The organism is Pseudomonadota bacterium, assembly GCA_026388255.1.
Classification (GTDB): Bacteria; Desulfobacterota; Syntrophorhabdia; order Syntrophorhabdales; family Syntrophorhabdaceae; genus JAPLKB01.
The window spans coordinates 1-18,342 of record JAPLKC010000118.1 but is presented as its reverse complement, the minus strand read 5'-3'; the positions used below and the strand labels follow the sequence as shown (position 1 = coordinate 18,342).

At 43.1% G+C, this 18,342-nt stretch carries 18 protein-coding genes; all 18 read left to right on the top strand.

Annotated elements, in window-relative coordinates; all coding sequences use genetic code 11:
- Positions 1-8: 8 nt before the first annotated feature.
- The 18 genes from NT178_16895 to NT178_16810 all read left to right on the top strand — a co-directional run bounded on the left by NT178_16895 (position 9) and on the right by NT178_16810 (position 18,311).
- Positions 9-812, top strand: a complete 804-nt coding sequence (locus NT178_16895; GenBank protein ID MCX5814200.1) for a class I SAM-dependent methyltransferase — start codon at positions 9-11, stop codon at positions 810-812.
- Positions 813-1,013: 201 nt separating this feature from the next.
- Entirely contained in the window at positions 1,014-2,876 is a 1,863-nt protein-coding gene (locus NT178_16890) for a carbamoyltransferase (GenBank protein ID MCX5814199.1), read from the top strand.
- A 220-nt stretch (positions 2,877-3,096) separates the two neighbouring features.
- Positions 3,097-3,243 carry a DUF5989 family protein gene (locus NT178_16885; protein ID MCX5814198.1) on the top strand — a complete coding sequence of 49 codons (147 nt, stop codon included), beginning with the start codon at positions 3,097-3,099 and terminating at the stop codon, positions 3,241-3,243.
- Positions 3,244-3,276: 33 nt separating this feature from the next.
- Positions 3,277-3,666 carry a hypothetical protein gene (locus NT178_16880; GenBank protein MCX5814197.1) on the top strand — a complete coding sequence of 130 codons (390 nt, stop codon included), beginning with the start codon at positions 3,277-3,279 and terminating at the stop codon, positions 3,664-3,666.
- 277 nt (positions 3,667-3,943) lie between these two features.
- Entirely contained in the window at positions 3,944-4,489 is a 546-nt protein-coding gene (locus NT178_16875) for a Gfo/Idh/MocA family oxidoreductase (GenBank protein ID MCX5814196.1), read from the top strand.
- Positions 4,479-5,024: a Gfo/Idh/MocA family oxidoreductase gene (locus NT178_16870; protein MCX5814195.1), complete on the top strand. Its 546-nt coding sequence runs from the start codon at positions 4,479-4,481 to the stop codon at positions 5,022-5,024. Before NT178_16875 ends, NT178_16870 begins: the two co-directional genes overlap by 11 nt.
- 78 nt (positions 5,025-5,102) lie before the next feature.
- Positions 5,103-5,456, top strand: a complete 354-nt coding sequence (locus NT178_16865) for a four helix bundle protein (GenBank protein MCX5814194.1) — start codon at positions 5,103-5,105, stop codon at positions 5,454-5,456.
- A gap of 121 nt (positions 5,457-5,577) precedes the next feature.
- Positions 5,578-6,432, top strand: coding sequence for an NDP-sugar synthase (locus tag NT178_16860; protein MCX5814193.1), 855 nt, complete (start codon positions 5,578-5,580; stop codon positions 6,430-6,432).
- Between the two features lie 94 nt (positions 6,433-6,526).
- Complete coding sequence (locus NT178_16855; GenBank protein ID MCX5814192.1) at positions 6,527-7,549, top strand: NAD-dependent epimerase/dehydratase family protein; 1,023 nt, start codon at positions 6,527-6,529, stop codon at positions 7,547-7,549.
- A gap of 276 nt (positions 7,550-7,825) precedes the next feature.
- On the top strand, positions 7,826-9,049 hold the full coding sequence (locus tag NT178_16850) for a 6-phosphofructokinase (GenBank protein MCX5814191.1): 1,224 nt from the start codon (positions 7,826-7,828) through the stop codon (positions 9,047-9,049).
- Positions 9,050-9,190: 141 nt separating this feature from the next.
- Entirely contained in the window at positions 9,191-9,790 is a 600-nt protein-coding gene (locus NT178_16845; GenBank protein MCX5814190.1) for an SIS domain-containing protein, read from the top strand.
- 97 nt (positions 9,791-9,887) lie between these two features.
- A complete protein-coding gene (locus NT178_16840) occupies positions 9,888-10,250 on the top strand; it encodes a four helix bundle protein (GenBank protein MCX5814189.1) in 363 nt (120 codons plus the stop codon).
- A 49-nt stretch (positions 10,251-10,299) separates the two neighbouring features.
- Entirely contained in the window at positions 10,300-10,992 is a 693-nt protein-coding gene (locus NT178_16835; GenBank protein ID MCX5814188.1) for a transaldolase, read from the top strand.
- A gap of 25 nt (positions 10,993-11,017) precedes the next feature.
- The gene (locus NT178_16830; GenBank protein MCX5814187.1) at positions 11,018-15,199 is read left to right on the top strand and encodes a hypothetical protein; all 4,182 of its coding nucleotides are present in this window, start codon (positions 11,018-11,020) and stop codon (positions 15,197-15,199) included.
- Positions 15,200-15,342: 143 nt separating this feature from the next.
- Positions 15,343-15,723 carry a type II toxin-antitoxin system RelE/ParE family toxin gene (locus NT178_16825; GenBank protein MCX5814186.1) on the top strand — a complete coding sequence of 127 codons (381 nt, stop codon included), beginning with the start codon at positions 15,343-15,345 and terminating at the stop codon, positions 15,721-15,723.
- Entirely contained in the window at positions 15,704-16,024 is a 321-nt protein-coding gene (locus tag NT178_16820) for a DNA-binding transcriptional regulator (protein MCX5814185.1), read from the top strand. Before NT178_16825 ends, NT178_16820 begins: the two co-directional genes overlap by 20 nt.
- Before the next feature lie 86 nt (positions 16,025-16,110).
- Positions 16,111-16,332, top strand: a complete 222-nt coding sequence (locus NT178_16815; GenBank protein ID MCX5814184.1) for a hypothetical protein — start codon at positions 16,111-16,113, stop codon at positions 16,330-16,332.
- 77 nt (positions 16,333-16,409) lie between these two features.
- Positions 16,410-18,311, top strand: a complete 1,902-nt coding sequence (locus tag NT178_16810; protein ID MCX5814183.1) for an O-antigen ligase family protein — start codon at positions 16,410-16,412, stop codon at positions 18,309-18,311.
- Positions 18,312-18,342 lie beyond the last annotated feature (31 nt).

Sequence of the window (18,342 nt, the reverse complement as noted above, 5' to 3'; positions counted from 1 at the left end):
GAAAAAGAATGAGTTATCGAGAACTACTCAGGACCTATTCTATGGCTTTACGGAATGTCGTTATTGGTGGTAATTTGATATCTCTGCAATTGCTTACTGAGCCAAGGCAGCTTGTTGAAACAATTTCGAGTCTTCTGTTTCATTATAAAACATTAACCGGTAAGGGTCGTTTAGAACAAAAGAATCCTAACCAGATATTTGGTAACGAAGGAAAATACGAGATCAAAGTAGATACAACCTCCCATTTTTGGGGGACTGATTCATCATATACGAAGGATTTTATAACGTTGTGTATTCTTGCGAAAGCCATAAATGCAAAAAGAATATTTGAAATTGGGACATTGACGGGGGTAAGTGCCATTCATTTTGCCATGAACACAGAAGATGATGCCGAGATATATACATTGGACCTGCCGCCTGACGGATCTCTGGTTTCCTCATTAAACGTGACATGCATTGATGAGGCGCATCAAAAAGTTCATTCCATGACAAAAAGACTCTGTTTTGAAGGTACATCATACCATAGTAAAATTCATTGTCTTATTGGTGACAGCGCTACGTATGACTATGGTTCGTTTCATGATAAAATCGATTTGTTTTTCATAGATGGTGCCCACTCCTATGAGTATGTAAAATCAGACACAGCTAATGCACTACGATGTGTCCATAGGGGAGGAGTTATTCTCTGGCACGATTATGGCCGGATGGGTGTAAATGGGGTAACGAAATGGCTCCACGAGTTTGCCTCCCACGGGCATAAGGTATATTCTGTCCCCGGATCAAGCCTTGCATACCATGTTGTTACAAGGTAATGTGGTTATTTGTATCGCATTTGCCCTCATACTGAAAATCAAATTCCTATCAAGCAGCCAATGTGGTATATACATCGAGATATGTCCTGAGAAGCCCTTGCATTTTCGATTGACTATAACCCTGCGGGACACTATCCGAAAGATTTCCATTTTGTCTTTGTGAATGAATATAAGAAGAGGAAACAGGCTTATCGGAAGACTATGTATATTTTAGGGATTTCAGCTTATTATCATGATTCAGCGGCGGTTATTCTGAAGGATGACGAGATACTTGCTGCTGCGCAGGAAGAGCGTTTTACGAGAAAAAAGCAAGATCCTTCTTTTCCATCCAACGCGATAAAGTACTGTCTTACTAATGAAGGGATTACCGTTGATGAGCTTGATGCAGTGGTGTTTTACGATAAGCCACTCCTGAAATTCGAGCGGTTGCTTGAAACATACTATGCCTTTGCGCCAAGGGGTTTAAAATCCTTTATTTCAGCGATACCGGTATGGATTAAAGAAAAGGTGATGCTGAAAAAGCTTATTAATGATGAACTTTCATCAATAGGCAGCTTCGACCGGAACAAGATTAAGCTGCTCTTCCCGGAACATCACCTGTCTCATGCAGGAAGCGCGTTTTTCCCTTCCCCTTTTGATGAATCGGCAATTTTAACGATTGATGGTGTGGGGGAATGGGCGACTGCTTCTATCTGCCACGGAAAAGGGAACAGGATCAAAATTCTGAAAGAACTTAAATTTCCACACTCTGTCGGCCTTTTATATACCGCATTTACCTATTACCTCGGGTTTAAGGTAAATTCGGGCGAGTATAAGCTTATGGGCCTTGCCCCTTACGGTGACCCGGAATCTGAGCGGGTCGGCCATTATATAAAAACTATAAAGGAGTACCTTGTTGACATAAGCGATGACGGGTCAATCTGGCTCAACCAGGATTACTTTGATTATGCAACGGGCTTGAGGATGGTCAATGATGAGAAATGGAATGATTTATTCGGGTTCCCTCTCAGGAAACCGGAAGGTGAGCTTCTGGCAGAGCACTGTGACCTGGCGCTTGCCATCCAAAAGGTGACGGAAGAAACATTGATAAAGATGGCTGCTGAGGCGAAAAGGCTCACGGGGTCCAGGCATCTTTGTCTTGCCGGTGGTGTTGCCCTTAATTGTGTTGCAAATGGAAAATTGTTGAAAGAAGGCCTTTTCGACGATGTGTGGATCCAGCCTGCCGCAGGCGACGCAGGCGGAGCACTCGGGGCGGCTTATTGTGCATATCATATTTATTTTGATAAGCCCCGTGCGGCAGATGGCATAACCGATAAGATGAAGGGTTCATACTTGGGCCCGCAGTTCTCTGACCTCGACATACAGTTGACAGAGAAAAGATATAAGGGTGTTTCAACATACTTCAACGATGCTGATGCATTATGCCTGAGGGTTGCAGAATTGTTAGATGAAGGGAAAGTTGTCGGCTGGTTTCAGGGGAAAATGGAGTGGGGTCCCAGGGCGTTGGGAAACAGAAGCATCATTTCGGATGCCAGGAAGCCTGACATACAGAAAAAGCTCAATTTGAAGATAAAGTTCAGGGAAGGTTTCAGGCCTTTTGCCCCCTCTGTTCTTATCGAAGACGTAGATGAATACTTCGATTTTAAGAAATCATCGCCCTATATGCTTCTCATAGCCGATGTGAAACCGGAGAGGAGAAAGCCCCTTCCTGATGGCTACCATTCCCTGCCGTGGAGAGATAAGCTTTACTATCTGCGTTCTGACCTCCCGGCTATTACCCATATCGATTATTCTGCAAGACTCCAGACGGTTCACAGGGATACGAACCCTCTATACTGGCAGTTGATTGAAAAGTTTAAAGAGAGAACAGGCTACGGGGTGATTGTCAATACAAGCTTTAATGTTCGTGGAGAGCCCATCGTATGCAGCCCTGAGGATGCATACAGGTGCTTTATGCGGACAGAAATGGATTTTCTTGTCTTGGGCAATTTCATTTTTGATAAAGTGAAGCAACCGGAATGGCCGGAGAAGGTTGATGCGAAGGATTTACATGGGATCGATTAAACCCGAATATGTCGTTAGGAAGGTGTCGGAGTATCCCGGAGCAAACCGTCGAGAGGTGCAGGGGGTTGGGATTAAGGATTAAAGGATTAAGGATTAAAAAAAATAATCCATAATCCAGACTCCCTAATCCAGCATTTAAGGGCGTGTTTGAGAGGGATGGTCCGACACCTATATGATTCTAATGATAAATCCGGGTTAAAGTTATGGCGTGGAGGTATGAATGTCGTTTTTGAAAGATTTATGGAACTTTTTAAGAGAAAGAAAAAAATGGTGGCTGCTGCCCATCATCATTCTATTGCTCTTGTTCAGCCTGCTTATTATTTTCAGCGGTTCGGCAATAGCACCTTTTATTTACACGCTTTTTTAGGAATGGTTACCGCGGGAGATATGGAGTTTTTGAATGCTCATACTTAAAGAAAAGAATCCTGACCGCATCGCCTTGGAAACAATGGCTGTCCTGGCCTTGGTCTCTATTGCTGCTGGTCTGTTTTTTAAACTCAACGCATTGCTTTATATCGCTTTATGCCTTCTCTTTATCGGAATTTTTCTTAAGGGCCTTTCGATCCGTATTACACATGCATGGCTGAAGTTTTCCGCGATTCTGGGCGGCATAAGCACACGTGTGGTTCTCACGGTAATATATTTTGTGTTTTTAACGCCCATTGCTTTTTTGTACCGGGTGTTTCACGGTGATTTCATTTCCCTCAAACGTCAGGATGCTGCAGGGACAACATACTGGAATGAAAGGAATCATGATTATACCCCAATGGATTTTGAAAACCCGTGGTAAAGTTTTTATGAGGTTATAAAGTGCTTTGTTGAGTTTATATTCCTTCTGGTTATTTCTGGTATGACTTTGGTTACCTGGCAGAAGCAAGTTTACTATATCCGGGGTTGTCTACCAAGAATATAAGTAATTATATCAGTTAGTTGTGATAATTATTGTGGTATATTTTATGTGCTGTACTTTAGTTGACATATGAATATAATACATGTTGAGTTCAACGGGTGACGAGAAAGATTGTGAGGAGTAAGGTTAAAGGAGAAAGGGCAAATGGCAAGGATAAATGAATAAAATTGCCATAATAGGTTGCGGTCCGATCGGGAAAAAAAGGGCTCTGGCGCTTGACGATTCCGGCGTGCTTATTGCGTGCTGTGATGTTGATTGGGCGACAGGCGGAAAATTTGCCTTTGATTTTTCCTGTAAATTTTACGAACGATACGACGAGCTTTTTTTGGAAGCGGACTGCGACATTGTCATAATAGCCGTGGTAAACAAATATGCCAGAGATATTGCCATCCAGGCGCTTAAGATGGGTAAGCATGTTCTTGCCGAGAAGCCGCTTGGACGCAACGCAAGTGAAGCAGCACAGATCGTACGGGCCGCGAATAGTGAATCGTTAACAGTGAACAGTAAACAGCAAACAGTAAGGAGCAAACAGTTAGCTGCAAACGATAACAAACCAGGAAAAGCAAATAGCACATCAAACACCTTTGATAATTTACCGATTACTGTTCACTGTTCACTGTTCACTGTCCTCAAAACTGGTTTCAACCATCGTTTTCATCCTGCTATTTGGAGGGCGTGGCGGCCGTCCCGGTATGGAGAATGAATGGAGGGCATCAAAGGATTTATGCGGAGGCGGTGAACTCCTCGATCAGGGTGTTCATGTCATTGACCTGATACGATGGTTTGGTGGAGAAGTAAAAGAAGTGTATGGAAAAGTTGAGACGAAATTCTGGAATATGGAAGTCGAGGATAATGCCTTTGCCATATTGAAAACTGAGAGCGATGTAACGGCTTCGTTCCATGTGAGTTGGACAAACTGGAAGAACATATTTTCGTTTGAGGTTTTTGGAACCGATGGATATTTGCGGATAGAAGGGTTGGGGGGAAGCTACGGGCCAGAGACTCTCGAATTCGGGAGAAGAAAAAAAGAGGGTGGTGTTCCGGATATCCAGCGATTTGAATTTCCTCCTGAAGATATAAGCTGGAAAATGGAGTGGCAGGAATTCATTTCAGCCATAGAAGAAAAAAGACAACCGGTTGGTAGTGGTATCGACGGGTTGCGGGCAAACGAGGTAATAGAAGCGATTTATCAGTCATCGGCAGAAGGGCGAACGATAAGGATCAAGGTAAAAGGTTAAAGGATCAAGACAGAAGGAACAAGGATAAAGAGGCAGGCAAAAAAGCAAGGATGAAAAAGAAAAGGACAGTGGGGAAGGATGAGATTTGAAGATTTGGAGGTATGGAAAAGGTCTTCCCGGCTGAGCGCGGAAATATATAAATATTTTAGCAACCTGAAAGATTATGGATTCAGGGATCAAATTACCCGATCCGGCCTTTCTGTGCCGAGTAATATTGCAGAAGGGTTCGAAAGAGAGTCTCAAGAGGAATGTTTGTCATTTTTGTCTTATGCAAAAGGTTCGTGCGGGGAATTGAGGACGCAAATATACATTGGCATAGAGATTGGCTATATTGACGGCAGTATCGGTAATCCATGGATACAGGAAGCAACGGAAATTTCTGCTATGATTAGCGGACTTGTTAAAACAAAAAGAAATTTTATTGGAAAATAAAAACAATAGGAATAATGGAAGTTACCTTTCACCTCCTTATAGAATCATTTGAGGGCAAGCTTTTACCTTGTTCCTTTTACCTTGTTCCTTTTACCTTGTGCCTTTATTTACCATGAAAGCTATGATACTTGCTGCTGGGATGGGAACCAGGCTAAAACCCCTGACGGATAACCGGCCGAAGTGTCTGATGCCGTTGGCGGGGAGGCCGTTGATTGATTGGACTTTGAGCTGGCTGAAGAGGCATGGTATTACCAAGTGTGTCATTAATCTCCATTATTTACCCGATATGGTGAAGGCATTTGTAGGAGACGGATCACGGTATGGGTTAGAGGTCCATTATTCGTATGAGCCTGTTTTGTTAGGGACGGCAGGCGCTGTTAAAAAAGTAGAGGATTTTTTTGACGAGCCTTTTTTCATGATCTACGGCGATAATTTCAGTCAGTGGGATCTGGGGAAACTGAGAGAGGTTTATGAGGATAAAGGAGCAAGGAGCAAGGAGCAAGGTAAAAGGATAAAGGAAGAAGATGGTGAGACGTTAGACGTGAGGGATAAGGGGCAAGAAGCAAAGTCGTTACATCTTACATCTTACGTTTCACATCTTACGCCTCAGTCCCGCAATGATGCTTGTGCGGTAATGTCGGTCCACTGGCGGGAAGATGTAACGCATAGCGGTATGATTGAGATGGCGGAGGATGGGCGCATAATGAGAATCGTGGAAAAGCCCCAGGTGGAAGAGGTTACGAGTCATTATGTCAACGCTGGTTTCCTGTATATGGACCCGAAGGTACTTCAATTCATTCCTGAAGGTGTTCCCTGGGATTTCAGTTACCAAGTTTTTCCACAGATGCTTGAAGCAGGCGAAAGATTGTATGCCGTAAAAATGGATGAACCTATTATCGGCATTGATACATTGGAAGCTTATGAGCAGGCAGATAAGTATGCAAAAGAAATAGGCAGGATAAAGGATCAAGGTTAAAGGTAAAAGGAAGAAGGACGAATGAACAAGAAGCAAGTAAAAGGTTTTCCTTGAACATTTCACCTTTTACCTTGTTCCTATTTTTCGAGGTGATATGAAAATATTAATTACAGGTGTTGCAGGATTTATCGGGTCGAATCTGGCCGACAGGCTCTTGAAAGAGGGGCATCGCGTTGTCGGGATTGATAACTTGGCCTATGGATTGAAGGAGAATATACCGGAAGGCGTGGATTTTTATCAGATGGATATTCGGGATAAAGGGATGTATTCACTTTATTCGGATGTGGACGTTGTTTTTCATTTTGCGGCGAAGAACTGTATAGCCGATTGCCAGAATGACCCTGTTGAAACGGCAGATATTAATGTAATGGGAACTGTGAATGTTTTTGAAGCAGCCCGGCAGGGAAAGGTAAATAAGGTTGTCTATGCTGAGTCTTCAGCCATGTACGAAGGCAGTTCCGTATTGCCTACCCCGGAAAGCGAAGTGAAGCCGGAGAGTTTTTATGCTGTGAGCAAACTGGCCACAATGTATTTCGCAGAGACCTATGCGCGGTTTTATGGCGGTCAGATGTCTGATAGTAGATGTCAGATCTCAGATGTATCTGATCTTGGTAAATCATCAACCAATAACGAATCACGAATCACGAATCACGGCCTTAGTTTTACGGCTTTAAGATACTTTTGTGTCTACGGCCCTGTGCAGGATTACAGGCGCACTATTCCACCGGTGATGAGTGCCTTTATTATCAAGCTCTTAAAAGGAGAGCAACCAACCATTTACGGTACTGGCGAGAAGAAGCGCGATTTTGTCTATGTTGATGATATCAATGATTTCCATATGATGTGTCTGACCGACAAACGAACTGATGGCCACGTATATAACCTCGGTGCCGGCGTAAACTATTCAGTGAATGATATCTACCGGATGGTGAGTGACCTTCTGGGCATTCATACTGAGCCCCTGCTGATGCCTGACTTGCCCGGGGAAGCCCAGATTACACTTGCTGACATAACAAAAGCAAAAAATTTAGGTTGGGCACCGAAAACCGATATTCAGGCAGGTCTTGTGAATGCAATTGAGTATATAAAAAGTGAAATGGCTAAGGGACGTGTGTGAGAGGTAAGACGTAAGACGTGAGAAGCAAGGAGAAAGGAATAAGGTACAAGGAGAAAGGTGAGAGGAAAAAGGTGAGAGGAAAAAGGCTGTGAGACGTGAAACGTAAAATGGTAAATACCGTAAATAAGAGATGGCATACGACATATGACAGATAATAACAAAAACGTAACGAGATCTACTATCCTTCATCTACCATCTACCATCTACCATCTACCGTCTGTCATCCACCATCTCTGACTCTCCATCCACCATCTGTTATCCACTATCTGATATCTAATGACTAAGGCAAAGAAAAGAATTGGAATACTGACCGGAGGAGGGGATGTCCCTCCTCTTAACGTTTTGATATCATCGGTGAGTGAGGCCTGCGCAATATCCGATATTGACCTCATCGGTTTTCTGAAAGGCTGGGAAGGAGTTGTTGAAAACAGGTATGTAGACCTCAAGACAGTGAGGATCCGGCCAAAGATTGGCGGAACAATATTGAAATCCTCCAGGGCGAGGCTCAAGAAGATACCGGGCGACATTGAGAAGGCAAGAGAGAACCTGTGTACCCTCGGAATAGAGGGGCTTATTGTTATCGGGGGCGAGGATACACTGTCCAATGCTTTTGACCTCCCTGATGTCCCGCAAATATTGATCACCAAGACTATCGACAATGATGTGGGGAAGATTACAAATGAAGACCAAAAGATTGCAGCCGATAGTATTTTAAACTACTTTACCCTCGGGTACCCAACGGCTGCGGAGAAGATATCGTCTTTTGTAAGCTTGAGTGAGGGGTTACGTACAACTGCCTATTCCCATGAGCGGATCATTGTTGTTGAGTCTATGGGTATGCATGCAGGTTGGCTGGCCCTGGCATCGTCTATGGGTCACCCGGATTTTATCATAATTCCTGAATTTCCATTGAAATACGACATTTTTTTGGAAGAAGTAGCACATAGATTTGAGCAGGAAAGGAACGTGATCATTGTTGTTGCTGAAGGGGCACGATTTGAGGATGGCAGTTACATGAGCGCTGATGATAGCGAGATGGATGATTTTGGTCATCCCAGATTTAAGGGAAGCGCAGAGGTACTTGTAACACGGCTCAAGAAAGACTTGAAGCGTTATTTCGATACACGCAATGTGAATGCCGTCAATCCATCCTATTTCTACCGTTCGGGAAACCCCAACATGCTCGACTTGACATGGGCGCACAGGCTTGGAGGCGCTGCTGTTAAGTCATTCAGTAAGGGATTCGAAGGGCAGGTTTTACTGACCGTCCAGAGAGGCAATGAAGGTTTTCGTGTTGGCGATTTCCCGCTTGATAGAATCAACGATTTTGAACAACTCCATCGATTTGTGGATGAAAGATTCTATGACCCGCTAACACTCACCGTAACCAATCAGGGCAAAAAATATTTGTCTACCATAGTAGATGAGTTGCCGAGGGTGGAATATGGCGTCGGAAAGGTGAAAGGTACAAGGTTAAAGGATAAAGGTGAAAGGTCGTGAGACGTGGAAGACCGTTAATCGTTAATCGTGAAATGTTTGAAAAAATGAGAGAAACCGAAGAAAGAGAAGTACTGTGAAACGGGAAATATTTGTAACTATTTACGAATTACGATTTACGTTTTACGAAATAAGGGAGGGAAAGTGAAATATATAGAACAGTATCTGAATGAAGTCCATAAAGTTGTTGATGGAATTGCTAGAGGGCAGATTGAGAAGATGATCGTCCTGCTGGTGGATATAAGAAAAAACGGTGGACGCTTGTTCTTTGTTGGAGTGGGTGGCGGTGCAGGAAATGCATCCCATGCAGTGAATGATTTTCGCAAAATCGCCGGTATCGAGTCTTATGCCCCGACAGATAATATATCAGAGCTCACCGCAAGAATAAACGATGATGGATGGGATTCTTCATTTGTGAAATGGCTGAAAGGGAGCAGATTAAGGGATAGCGATGGTGTCTTTGTTTTTTCTGTTGGTGGTGGAAATCTTGAAAAGAATATTAGTCCCAATATTGTCAAAGCACTCCAATTTGCAAAAGAAGTTGGAGCAAAAGTTTTTGGTATTGTGGGCAGGGATGGCGGGTATACCGCCAAAGTGGCTGATGCGTGCGTTGTAATTCCAACTATTAGCCCAGAAACAGTGACACCCCACACGGAAGCATTTCAGGGTGTAGTCTGGCACCTGATAGTCTCTCATCCGGATATACAGAAGTATGAGATGAAGTGGGAATCGGTGAAGCCATAAACCGTAAACCGTGAAACGTAAAACGTAAAATGTTGAATAATGAATCTGATGGTTTTCGCTATTCACGTTTCACGATTCACTATTAACGGGATTGTTTATGAGACCGCATAGAAGACTTGATGTCTGGAATAAGAGCATTGATTTTGTCATTAATGTTTATGAAATGACTAAAAGCTTTCCAAAATCGGAAGAATTCATATTAACAGGGCAACTAAGAAGGGCTGTAGTTTCAATAACAAGTAATATTGCAGAAGGTGCTGGCCGGCAAACCAAAAAAGAATTTATTCAGTTCCTGCATATGGCGCAAGGTTCAGCGAGCGAGGTTGATACTCAGCTTGAAATTGCTTATAGACTTGGTTATTTGACGGACGCAGAGAAATCAAACCTCGAAAACAATCTTGAAAATATCAGTAAAATGATAACTGGGCTGCAAAAGTCTTTAAAGAATTCAATTAGATAAACTTTTAACGTATTACGATTTACATTTTACGAAAACAGGAGGCAACATAATGGCTATATTTTTAGACACAGGTAAAATCAGCGAAGTTGAGAAGTATATGAAAATGGGGATTATCAGGGGTGTTACCACGAACCCTACAATACTTTTGAAAGACGGGGTAACAGGGGGAATGGAGGGAATTAAAAAGAGGTCTATTGAGATTGCAAAAACGATATATCCTTACCCGCTATCCGTTGAAGTAACAACAAATGATAAAGCGAAAATGATTGAGCAGGCAAGGGAGTTTGCACAATGGGCGGAAAACATTAATGTAAAAATAACTATTCATGGCCCTGATGGTGAATTAGATAACCTCGAAGCTATTCATGAACTTGAAACAGGGCATAATGTAAGGATTAATTGTACTGCAATGATGAGTGCGCAGCAGTGCTTATTGGCTTCCCTGGCAGGTGCGACATATGTTTCTATATTTGGCGGAAGAGTAAATAACATGGGCTACAATGCTTGTGGAGAAATTACTAAACTAAGGAATGTCCTTGATCAATTCGATTTGAAATCTCAAATTATTGTTGGGTCAACACGAGAAGTGTTGAATGTGATAGAATGGCTCGAAGCGGGTGCCCATATTGTTACGGTTGCACCGAATCTGATAGAAGGAATGATTGTCCATCCATATTCAAAAGAAACGGTACAGATGTTCTTAAACGACGCCAAAAAGGCGGACGATTTACTAAAGGTTTGATGATTATTTCCGGGTATAAATGATAATGATTAAAACCAGACAGACAGCAGTGTGGCTCCTTGCCATGCTGCTGTTTTTTATTTTAACTCCGTTTAGCCTGGTCAGGGGAGAAAGCGAAGGAATGTATCCTGTTATTTTCTCTCTTAACGGTATCTGGGAAAAGAGTGATGTTGAGGGGGGATTTAATTACCTTAATGAAAGAGCGTTGAAAGGATTTCCGGGTGAAAAATGGAAAGAGGTCAGGATACCCGCACATGAAGGGAATCCGGGAAGTCATTTTGCAGCATACAGAAAAACATTTAAACACCCCGTTAATGGGGTTGGCGAAAAGGCTTATCTGCATTTCAAAGGGGTCAGCTTTGCCTGTCAGATATATCTCAACGGTAATTATGCGGGCAGTCACGGGCCAACGCTTGAACCGTTTTCAACGGAGTTGACGGAGTATCTGAAAGAGTCGAATGAACTTATTGTTGTTGTTCAGGATTGGACATCCGGGATAGAAATGGAAACCCTGACAGATTTGTCAAAGCCGTTAATACCTGAAAAGGGGATTGCCCCAACTGTTGATTTTGCAGTTGCAAGCCCTTTCGACAGGTCAATCTGGTTTAAAACCATTTCACCAATGGGTGGTAATTACAGCCAGTTCGGGATGTGGGATGATGTCTGGCTCGAAGTGGTTAAGGAAGTCAATGTCACCGAAGTATTTATTGAATCCCTGGTGAACGAAGGCAAGATTAAAGTTCGGGGAAACATTCAGGGGTTTTCAAGCGAAAAGAGGTTAATCGAGGTAAGTATTTCAGTAAAAGGGGCGCCGGAAAAAAAAGCTGTTGGAAAATATGAGGTAGAAACAGGTAAGGAGGGAGGTTTTGAGATATTTCTTAATGCAGAAGGATTAGAAAGATGGGAACCCAATAACCCTGCCATATACGAGATGGTTCTTGAGGCAAGGAGTTCTGATGACAAACTGTTGTTTCACAGGGTAATTCCTTTTGGATATAGACAGGTAACAATGAAGAACCATGAACTGTCTTTAAACGACAAAAAGATTCACCTTTTTACCGCCTCAACGAGCAACAATGGCATGAAGCCCGATGAACTGAGAACATTGCTCATGAGGCTGAAAGAACTTAATTTAAATACAGTCCGTTTTCATGCCAATATTTTTCCTGAATGGTATTACGAGCTTGCCGACAGAATGGGTATGATGGTAGTGGCGGAATCTGCAATTAACGGATCCTATGTTGTACAGAATAATTATGAAAGTGATGTATTTTTTGAGAATGCCGCGATCCACTGGAAGGGGCTCGTTAATAAACTGAAAAACCATCCTTCAGTTGTTGCTTACAGTATTGAAAATGAATGTGTTGAGTATAGTCATGGCATGAGGGCTGAGACAAAGTTTGCTGAGCTTGGTAAAAAAGTAAAGTTGTGGGATCCAACAAGGCCTATCCTTTTTAACGGTGGGGACGATCCGGGTGGAATAGCGGATATATTAAGTCTCCATTATCCACACGAATTACCCTTCTGGAATAAATATCCGAAGGATGCCTGGTGGCTGAGAGAGACAATGGTCAGGAGTCAAGGGTCAGGGGTCAGGGGAGAGGCGGAAGATGCGAGGTTACGAGGTTACGCAGTTACGAAGATAGGAGGTAACCTTCAACCAACAAGCGGGCAAACGGGCAAGCGGGCAAGCCAGCAAGCCGACCCATCAGTTATGAACCATGAACTATCAGCCATGAGCCAGAATCAGGCGTCAGGCATACGTATTGATTCATTCTGGTATAAAAAACCTAATCAGTTGTGGTCGTGGGATAAGAAAAAGCCTCTTGATCTTGGTGAAATTGGCTATTTCGATGGCGGTGAGCCATATATGGATTCAATTCTTTTCGGGGATGAGGCATATAACAATTACCTTACAATCAGAGATAAAACCCAGGCAGAAACATGGAAACACAGCATTGAAGCGGCGAGAGCCATGGATGTTGCCATGATCAATCCATGGAACCCTCCGGCAGGAGAGAAGGCGAATGAAGCCTTGAAAGAAGCCCTGAAGCCTATAAAAATAATTTTTTATCCTGAAAGGTTTGAACGATTTTATGGGAAGAGCACGCTAAAATGGTCAGGGGTAATTGTAAACGATTTGAGGGAGACAAAGAACCTTTATTTTCAATATGCTGTTAAAGACGAAAAAGAGAGACCGTTATATCGGAAGAAACTGGGGCCATTTCTTGTCCCTCCCGGGGAGATGCAGTCATTCGAAATAGAATTTAATGTCCCTGAAGTTGAAAAGCCTTTAACATACAACATCTCCGGGGAGATAATTGAAGATAATGGAACAGGAAAAGTATACGACCAATTCAACTATCAAATCTCAGCGTATCCGAAACCAGAGATGTTGCCATGGAAAAAAATGAGCATGGTTGGGCTTTTCGATCCCCAAGGGGATACAGCATCTCTTTTCAAAAGGTTAAAAATACCCCACAGGAGAGTAAATACAATAGGTAAGTATGAAAATATTGAAATGCTGGTTGTGGGGCGGCGTGCTCTTACCGGTTTGAGTTATTCAGATGTTCAGAAACTTCAACAACGCATGAAAAAAAGGGACTTATCGACACTTTTGCTTGACCAGGAGCATTATCCTTTCGATTTTCCGGGTGGTTTGACGCTCAATACCCGTCATTCTACAGCTATCGGTTTTATACGATCCTTGCATCACCCTGTCATGGAGTTTTTGAAAGAGAAGGATTTTCAGCTATGGGCACCAGACATGGTCATTTCTTATAAAGACTTCAATCTCCCGACAGGTGGAAGCTACAAGCCGCTTTTGATCGGCGGCGGTACCGGTGGTCTCATCTATTCGCCCCTTATAGAGCAATCACAGGGCAATGGTAATACGGTTTTTTGTCAACTTCCTTTAGTAGAAAAATTCTGGAATGAACCAATAGCAGCGGAATTGTTGTTTCGCATGCTCCGGTATATGGATCGAAAAACGCAGAGCAAATGCGAATCGCGAATCGCGAATCGCGAAAGTGGACATCAGAATGGAAAAGATCTGATGATAGCCGCAGGCTTCAGCCTGCGAAAGAATGGAAAGCAAAGCATAGTAATTCTGCCGGAGAATTTGAAAAATAATTTGAAGGAAATGGGTGTAGAGATAGATAATTCATTAAGAAAGAATGCAAAAACAATTAAGGTAATAAAAGCTGCAGATTTCGAAAAAACCGGGCGGAATTTAGTTGAGTGGAAGAACTGGATACAAAAGGGGAATGTGCTGTATCTATATGGAATGGAGCCGGAATCCCTAAAAAATCTTAGCGGGTTGTTAAGTGCGGTAAACCTTGTTCCGTTGACTCAGGAAAAACTACCCGTTAAAGTGAATCACACTAACCTTCTTACAGATGGCATGGCAAGTCATTATCTATACTGGACAGAACCTTATCCGATGATAACATATCAATTTGCAAAACTTATCAGTCCTTCAAAATGGATGTTTGATGTTTCATCACCGAAGGGTGCATCGAATTTTTGGTTTCCATTGACGGCTCCCTCCCTGATTATGGCATCGAAGGTTGGAAAGGGTTTTCTGTTGGTTGATACTATTAACTGGGATGAGTTGATTCGTGCTAAATCCCTGAAACAAAGAGTTGGAAGCGATATAACAGGAAGAAAACCCTTAGAAATATACGATAATGACGATAATTACAATAAGGCTGTGAGATTTTTTTGTACACTGCTGACAAACCTCGGTGCAAAGTTTGCAATAGAGCCATTGCTGCAGATTGAGGCTGAAAATATGTCAGAAAAGACGCCTGGTCAGCCTATTATCAGGAACCGCGAACATTATTACTGGGGAATATTTAAAAATAATTATATTGCAGAGGAATTTTATATTCACCAGACTTCAACTGATGAAACACCTTGTTTTGTTGAAGCAAGGGCACGTAATCGTGTTAATATGGAGATCGCACCTCTTATGAGGGTCGTTGTTGACGGTAAAATCGTGGGCGAGTGCTTTGTGGAAGAGCCTTCGTGGCGGGTATACCGCTTCAGGGTAAACCTCAAGGCAGGGAAACACAGGGTGGAAATTCATCTTGTAAATAATCCTGATGATGCGTATAACCATAGATACCTGTATGTTGACTGGATTAGGTTCCGGGCATCTTCTATAGAAGGAGTTGCGTTAATAAAAAATAAATCTTTGTTTTAACAAGGATAACAATGGATACGGATAAAAGCATACCAATTTTGGTCAGAATTATGGATAAACCGCAAATTCTGCCCGTCCTCGCCGCGTGTGAGCTTGGATTTAATATTGCAGACTGTTTCACTAAGTGATATAGTTTAACAAAGATGATCTATAAAACCCGACATTTTGCACGGTGGGCACAAAAAACAGAGTTGTCAGATTCGATGCTGAGAATAGCTGTTCTCGAAATTCAGATCGGGTTGCTGGATGCAGATCTTGGTGGTGGAATTGTGAAAAAGCGCATTGCTTTGCCGGGGAGAGGAAAGCGCAGCAGTACGAGAACATTGCTGGCGACGAACCTGGATGACCGATGGTTTTTTGTATTTGGTTTTGAAAAGAACGAACGTGAAAACATTTCAGAAAATGAACTGGCAACTTTGATAAAATTGGTAAAAGACCTTCTTAGCCTGACTGCGGCACAAATTGCAGTTGCCATTGGAGAAGGTTCTTTGCTGGAGGTCGAACATGAAAAGCAAGAAGTATAAGAGTCGCCTTTTAGGTGTGGTTCATGAAACTGCCCGGGACTTGCACAAGGTCGGGCTTATAGACAAATATACAATGCGTGAGTATGATGTCTTGTGTATCGAACCGGTTTCTGCCTATTCTGCGGAGCAAATTCGTTCCTTGCGGGAACGTTATAAGATCAGTCAGGCTGTTATGGCATCTGTGCTCAATACCAGTCTCTCTACCATTCAGAAGTGGGAAATCGGAGATAAACGCCCTGCAGGGCCTTCTCTCAAATTATTGAGCATTCTGGACCGTAAGGGACTAGAAGCGCTGATATAAATATTTTAATCTTACATCTGCTGTTATCCATATTATCCCTGTTACATAAAAAATAATTTGTGGCTGGAAGGAGTCAATAGTAAAAAATGAATAGATATTTTTTGTCGCAATGGATTGATAAGGTTATTCAGTACGGTATTCTGGCCGTGTGGGTTTTTCTCCCCCTTGCATTCGGTTCTGTCCATGTATGGGCATATGTGTCGGTGGAGATTGCCGTATGGGTGCTGGTGGGGCTGGCGGTAATCAGCGCAGCAGTGAAAACAGGGATTAGGGATTATGGATTAGGGATTAGCAGGGACTTCGATTAGGGATTAGCAGGGACTTCAACACTCAACACTCAACACTCAACACTCAACACTTCTTCCACTGTCCTTTGCATATTTTCATGCTTATTGGACTTGTACTCGTGTTTATGCAAATCGTGCCCTTACCTTTACAGAAAATTAAGCTGCTTTCACCCGAAGCATTTGCATCCTATAAGCGGGCATTTGATACGATAGGCGGAAATATCCCTGAATGGCTCCCATTGAGCCTGTACCCTTACGCCACAAGGGTTGATTGGTTTAAACTCCTCACGTGTGCTGCCCTTTTTGAACTTGTTTTCTATAAGGTTAAGGAAAGAAAGGATCTGCAGAGGCTCATTCTGGTCTGGGTTGTGATGGGAATATTTCAGAGTTTTTACGGCATGCTCCAGTCGATTGAAGCTGTTACAGGCATCTGGTGGTGGAAAGACACTTTTTATGGAGATCACTCGATCGGTACATTTATCTATCGTAACCATTTCGGTGCATATATGGCGATGCTGGTCCCGATCTTTATCGGATTATTCTTCAGTGAAATAAACGGCGCCAGCCGTAAATTGCGGCAAATTCGTGCGGATACATCAAGGGAGCAATTAATTAAAACCTTGAGCGATATCTTGACAAAAGCCATTCTTACAGGCCTTGTTGTTGTTTTTGTTATAGTCGGTTTTGTTCTTAGCGGTTCACGCGGCGGGATTATGGCATGCGCATCCGCGTTTATCATTACCTCCGTGTTTTTGTGTTTCAGAAAAGATACAAGACGATATGGTGCCGCCCTTTTGATCCTCTTCGGGCTGGTTGTCACCTACAATCTCTACCTTACATTCGACCGGACTGTAGAACGGTTTTCAACTGCATCACCAAATGCTCTGGGCAGGCTCGAATATACAAAACATGCATGGGAGATGTCGGAAAGGTTTCCGATAACCGGCAGTGGCTGGGGCACATTCGAGGAACTGTACAGACGTTATAAACCGCCAACAGAATGGAATAAGTCAGTGGACCATGCCCATAATGACTGGGTGGAGCTGCTCACAGAGACAGGGTGGGGAGGCCCGGCTATTGTGCTCATAGCCTTCATAGCGTTCATCATCGCTGTTTTCAGGAAGTGGATGGAACAGATAAACAGGCATTCGCGATGGTCAAAATGGGTAGGGTTCGGGTGTATAGTGGGCCTTATAGCGCCGCTTATTCATGCAACAGGCGACTTTGTATTCCGCTGTCCGGCGGTTATCATGACATGGTTCGGGCTGATGGCAGTGACATGGAATATCGTTCATTTGAGTGAGAAAGGTCAGGGGTCAGCAAGCGGGCACGCCTGCAAGCCTGCACGCCTGCAAGCCGAAAGCGCAGAGCGCCCCAATCACTCAATCACTCACTCACCCAATCACTATTCACTGATTATCACCATTATCCTACTCATCCTGTTTGTACCATTCTATACCTGGTGGGGATGGTCGGTCATGAGACACGGGATCGCGCAGGCCTATGTGCCTACAAAGATAAATTCCACAATCAAAGTTGAAAGGGTAATGGCAATTAACAAACTGCTGTATGCATTAGATATGGAACCGGATAATCCGGAGTTATGGTTCAGGCTTGCGGAGGCTACTTCACGGGTGCCGGAAAAATCAGAGCTTGACATGATGGATGCATGGGTAAAAAAGAAAAAGATAGACATACACGGCGACAGGAACAATCTTGCCCTTTATGCAAATGTATTCCTCAGAGAGGCAATCACGAGGAATCCAACCAATCCGAAGCCCTTTGCCTATTTCGGCTGGATATACGGCTATTACGGAAGGTATGATTTCGCAGAAAGGGCCTTGTCCATGGCTATCTATTTAGATCCTTACTATCCGGAGTGGTATTATCTGACAGGACTTATTGAGTATAACAGGGGACTTACAGACATTGCGAAAACATTCTTCAAAATGGCAGTAGATATTGATCCGGAGTATAAGAAAAAGATAGTAGTTAAGTGATTGAGCTAGCCCGACTTAGCGGATTCGACCC

What these genes read in the sequence shown, in the direction of transcription:
- NT178_16895 (MCX5814200.1), top strand. Translation starts at nt 9, where the DNA reads ATGAGTTATCGAGAACTACTCAGGACCTATTCTATGGCTTTACGGAAT.
- NT178_16890 (MCX5814199.1), top strand. Translation starts at nt 1,014, where the DNA reads ATGTATATTTTAGGGATTTCAGCTTATTATCATGATTCAGCGGCGGTT.
- NT178_16885 (MCX5814198.1), top strand. Translation starts at nt 3,097, where the DNA reads ATGTCGTTTTTGAAAGATTTATGGAACTTTTTAAGAGAAAGAAAAAAA.
- NT178_16880 (MCX5814197.1), top strand. Translation starts at nt 3,277, where the DNA reads ATGCTCATACTTAAAGAAAAGAATCCTGACCGCATCGCCTTGGAAACA.
- NT178_16875 (MCX5814196.1), top strand. Translation starts at nt 3,944, where the DNA reads ATGAATAAAATTGCCATAATAGGTTGCGGTCCGATCGGGAAAAAAAGG.
- NT178_16870 (MCX5814195.1), top strand. Translation starts at nt 4,479, where the DNA reads ATGGAGAATGAATGGAGGGCATCAAAGGATTTATGCGGAGGCGGTGAA.
- NT178_16865 (MCX5814194.1), top strand. Translation starts at nt 5,103, where the DNA reads ATGAGATTTGAAGATTTGGAGGTATGGAAAAGGTCTTCCCGGCTGAGC.
- NT178_16860 (MCX5814193.1), top strand. Translation starts at nt 5,578, where the DNA reads ATGATACTTGCTGCTGGGATGGGAACCAGGCTAAAACCCCTGACGGAT.
- NT178_16855 (MCX5814192.1), top strand. Translation starts at nt 6,527, where the DNA reads ATGAAAATATTAATTACAGGTGTTGCAGGATTTATCGGGTCGAATCTG.
- NT178_16850 (MCX5814191.1), top strand. Translation starts at nt 7,826, where the DNA reads ATGACTAAGGCAAAGAAAAGAATTGGAATACTGACCGGAGGAGGGGAT.
- NT178_16840 (MCX5814189.1), top strand. Translation starts at nt 9,888, where the DNA reads ATGAGACCGCATAGAAGACTTGATGTCTGGAATAAGAGCATTGATTTT.
- NT178_16835 (MCX5814188.1), top strand. Translation starts at nt 10,300, where the DNA reads ATGGCTATATTTTTAGACACAGGTAAAATCAGCGAAGTTGAGAAGTAT.
- NT178_16830 (MCX5814187.1), top strand. Translation starts at nt 11,018, where the DNA reads ATGATTAAAACCAGACAGACAGCAGTGTGGCTCCTTGCCATGCTGCTG.
- NT178_16825 (MCX5814186.1), top strand. Translation starts at nt 15,343, where the DNA reads ATGATCTATAAAACCCGACATTTTGCACGGTGGGCACAAAAAACAGAG.
- NT178_16820 (MCX5814185.1), top strand. Translation starts at nt 15,704, where the DNA reads ATGAAAAGCAAGAAGTATAAGAGTCGCCTTTTAGGTGTGGTTCATGAA.
- NT178_16815 (MCX5814184.1), top strand. Translation starts at nt 16,111, where the DNA reads ATGAATAGATATTTTTTGTCGCAATGGATTGATAAGGTTATTCAGTAC.
- NT178_16810 (MCX5814183.1), top strand. Translation starts at nt 16,410, where the DNA reads ATGCTTATTGGACTTGTACTCGTGTTTATGCAAATCGTGCCCTTACCT.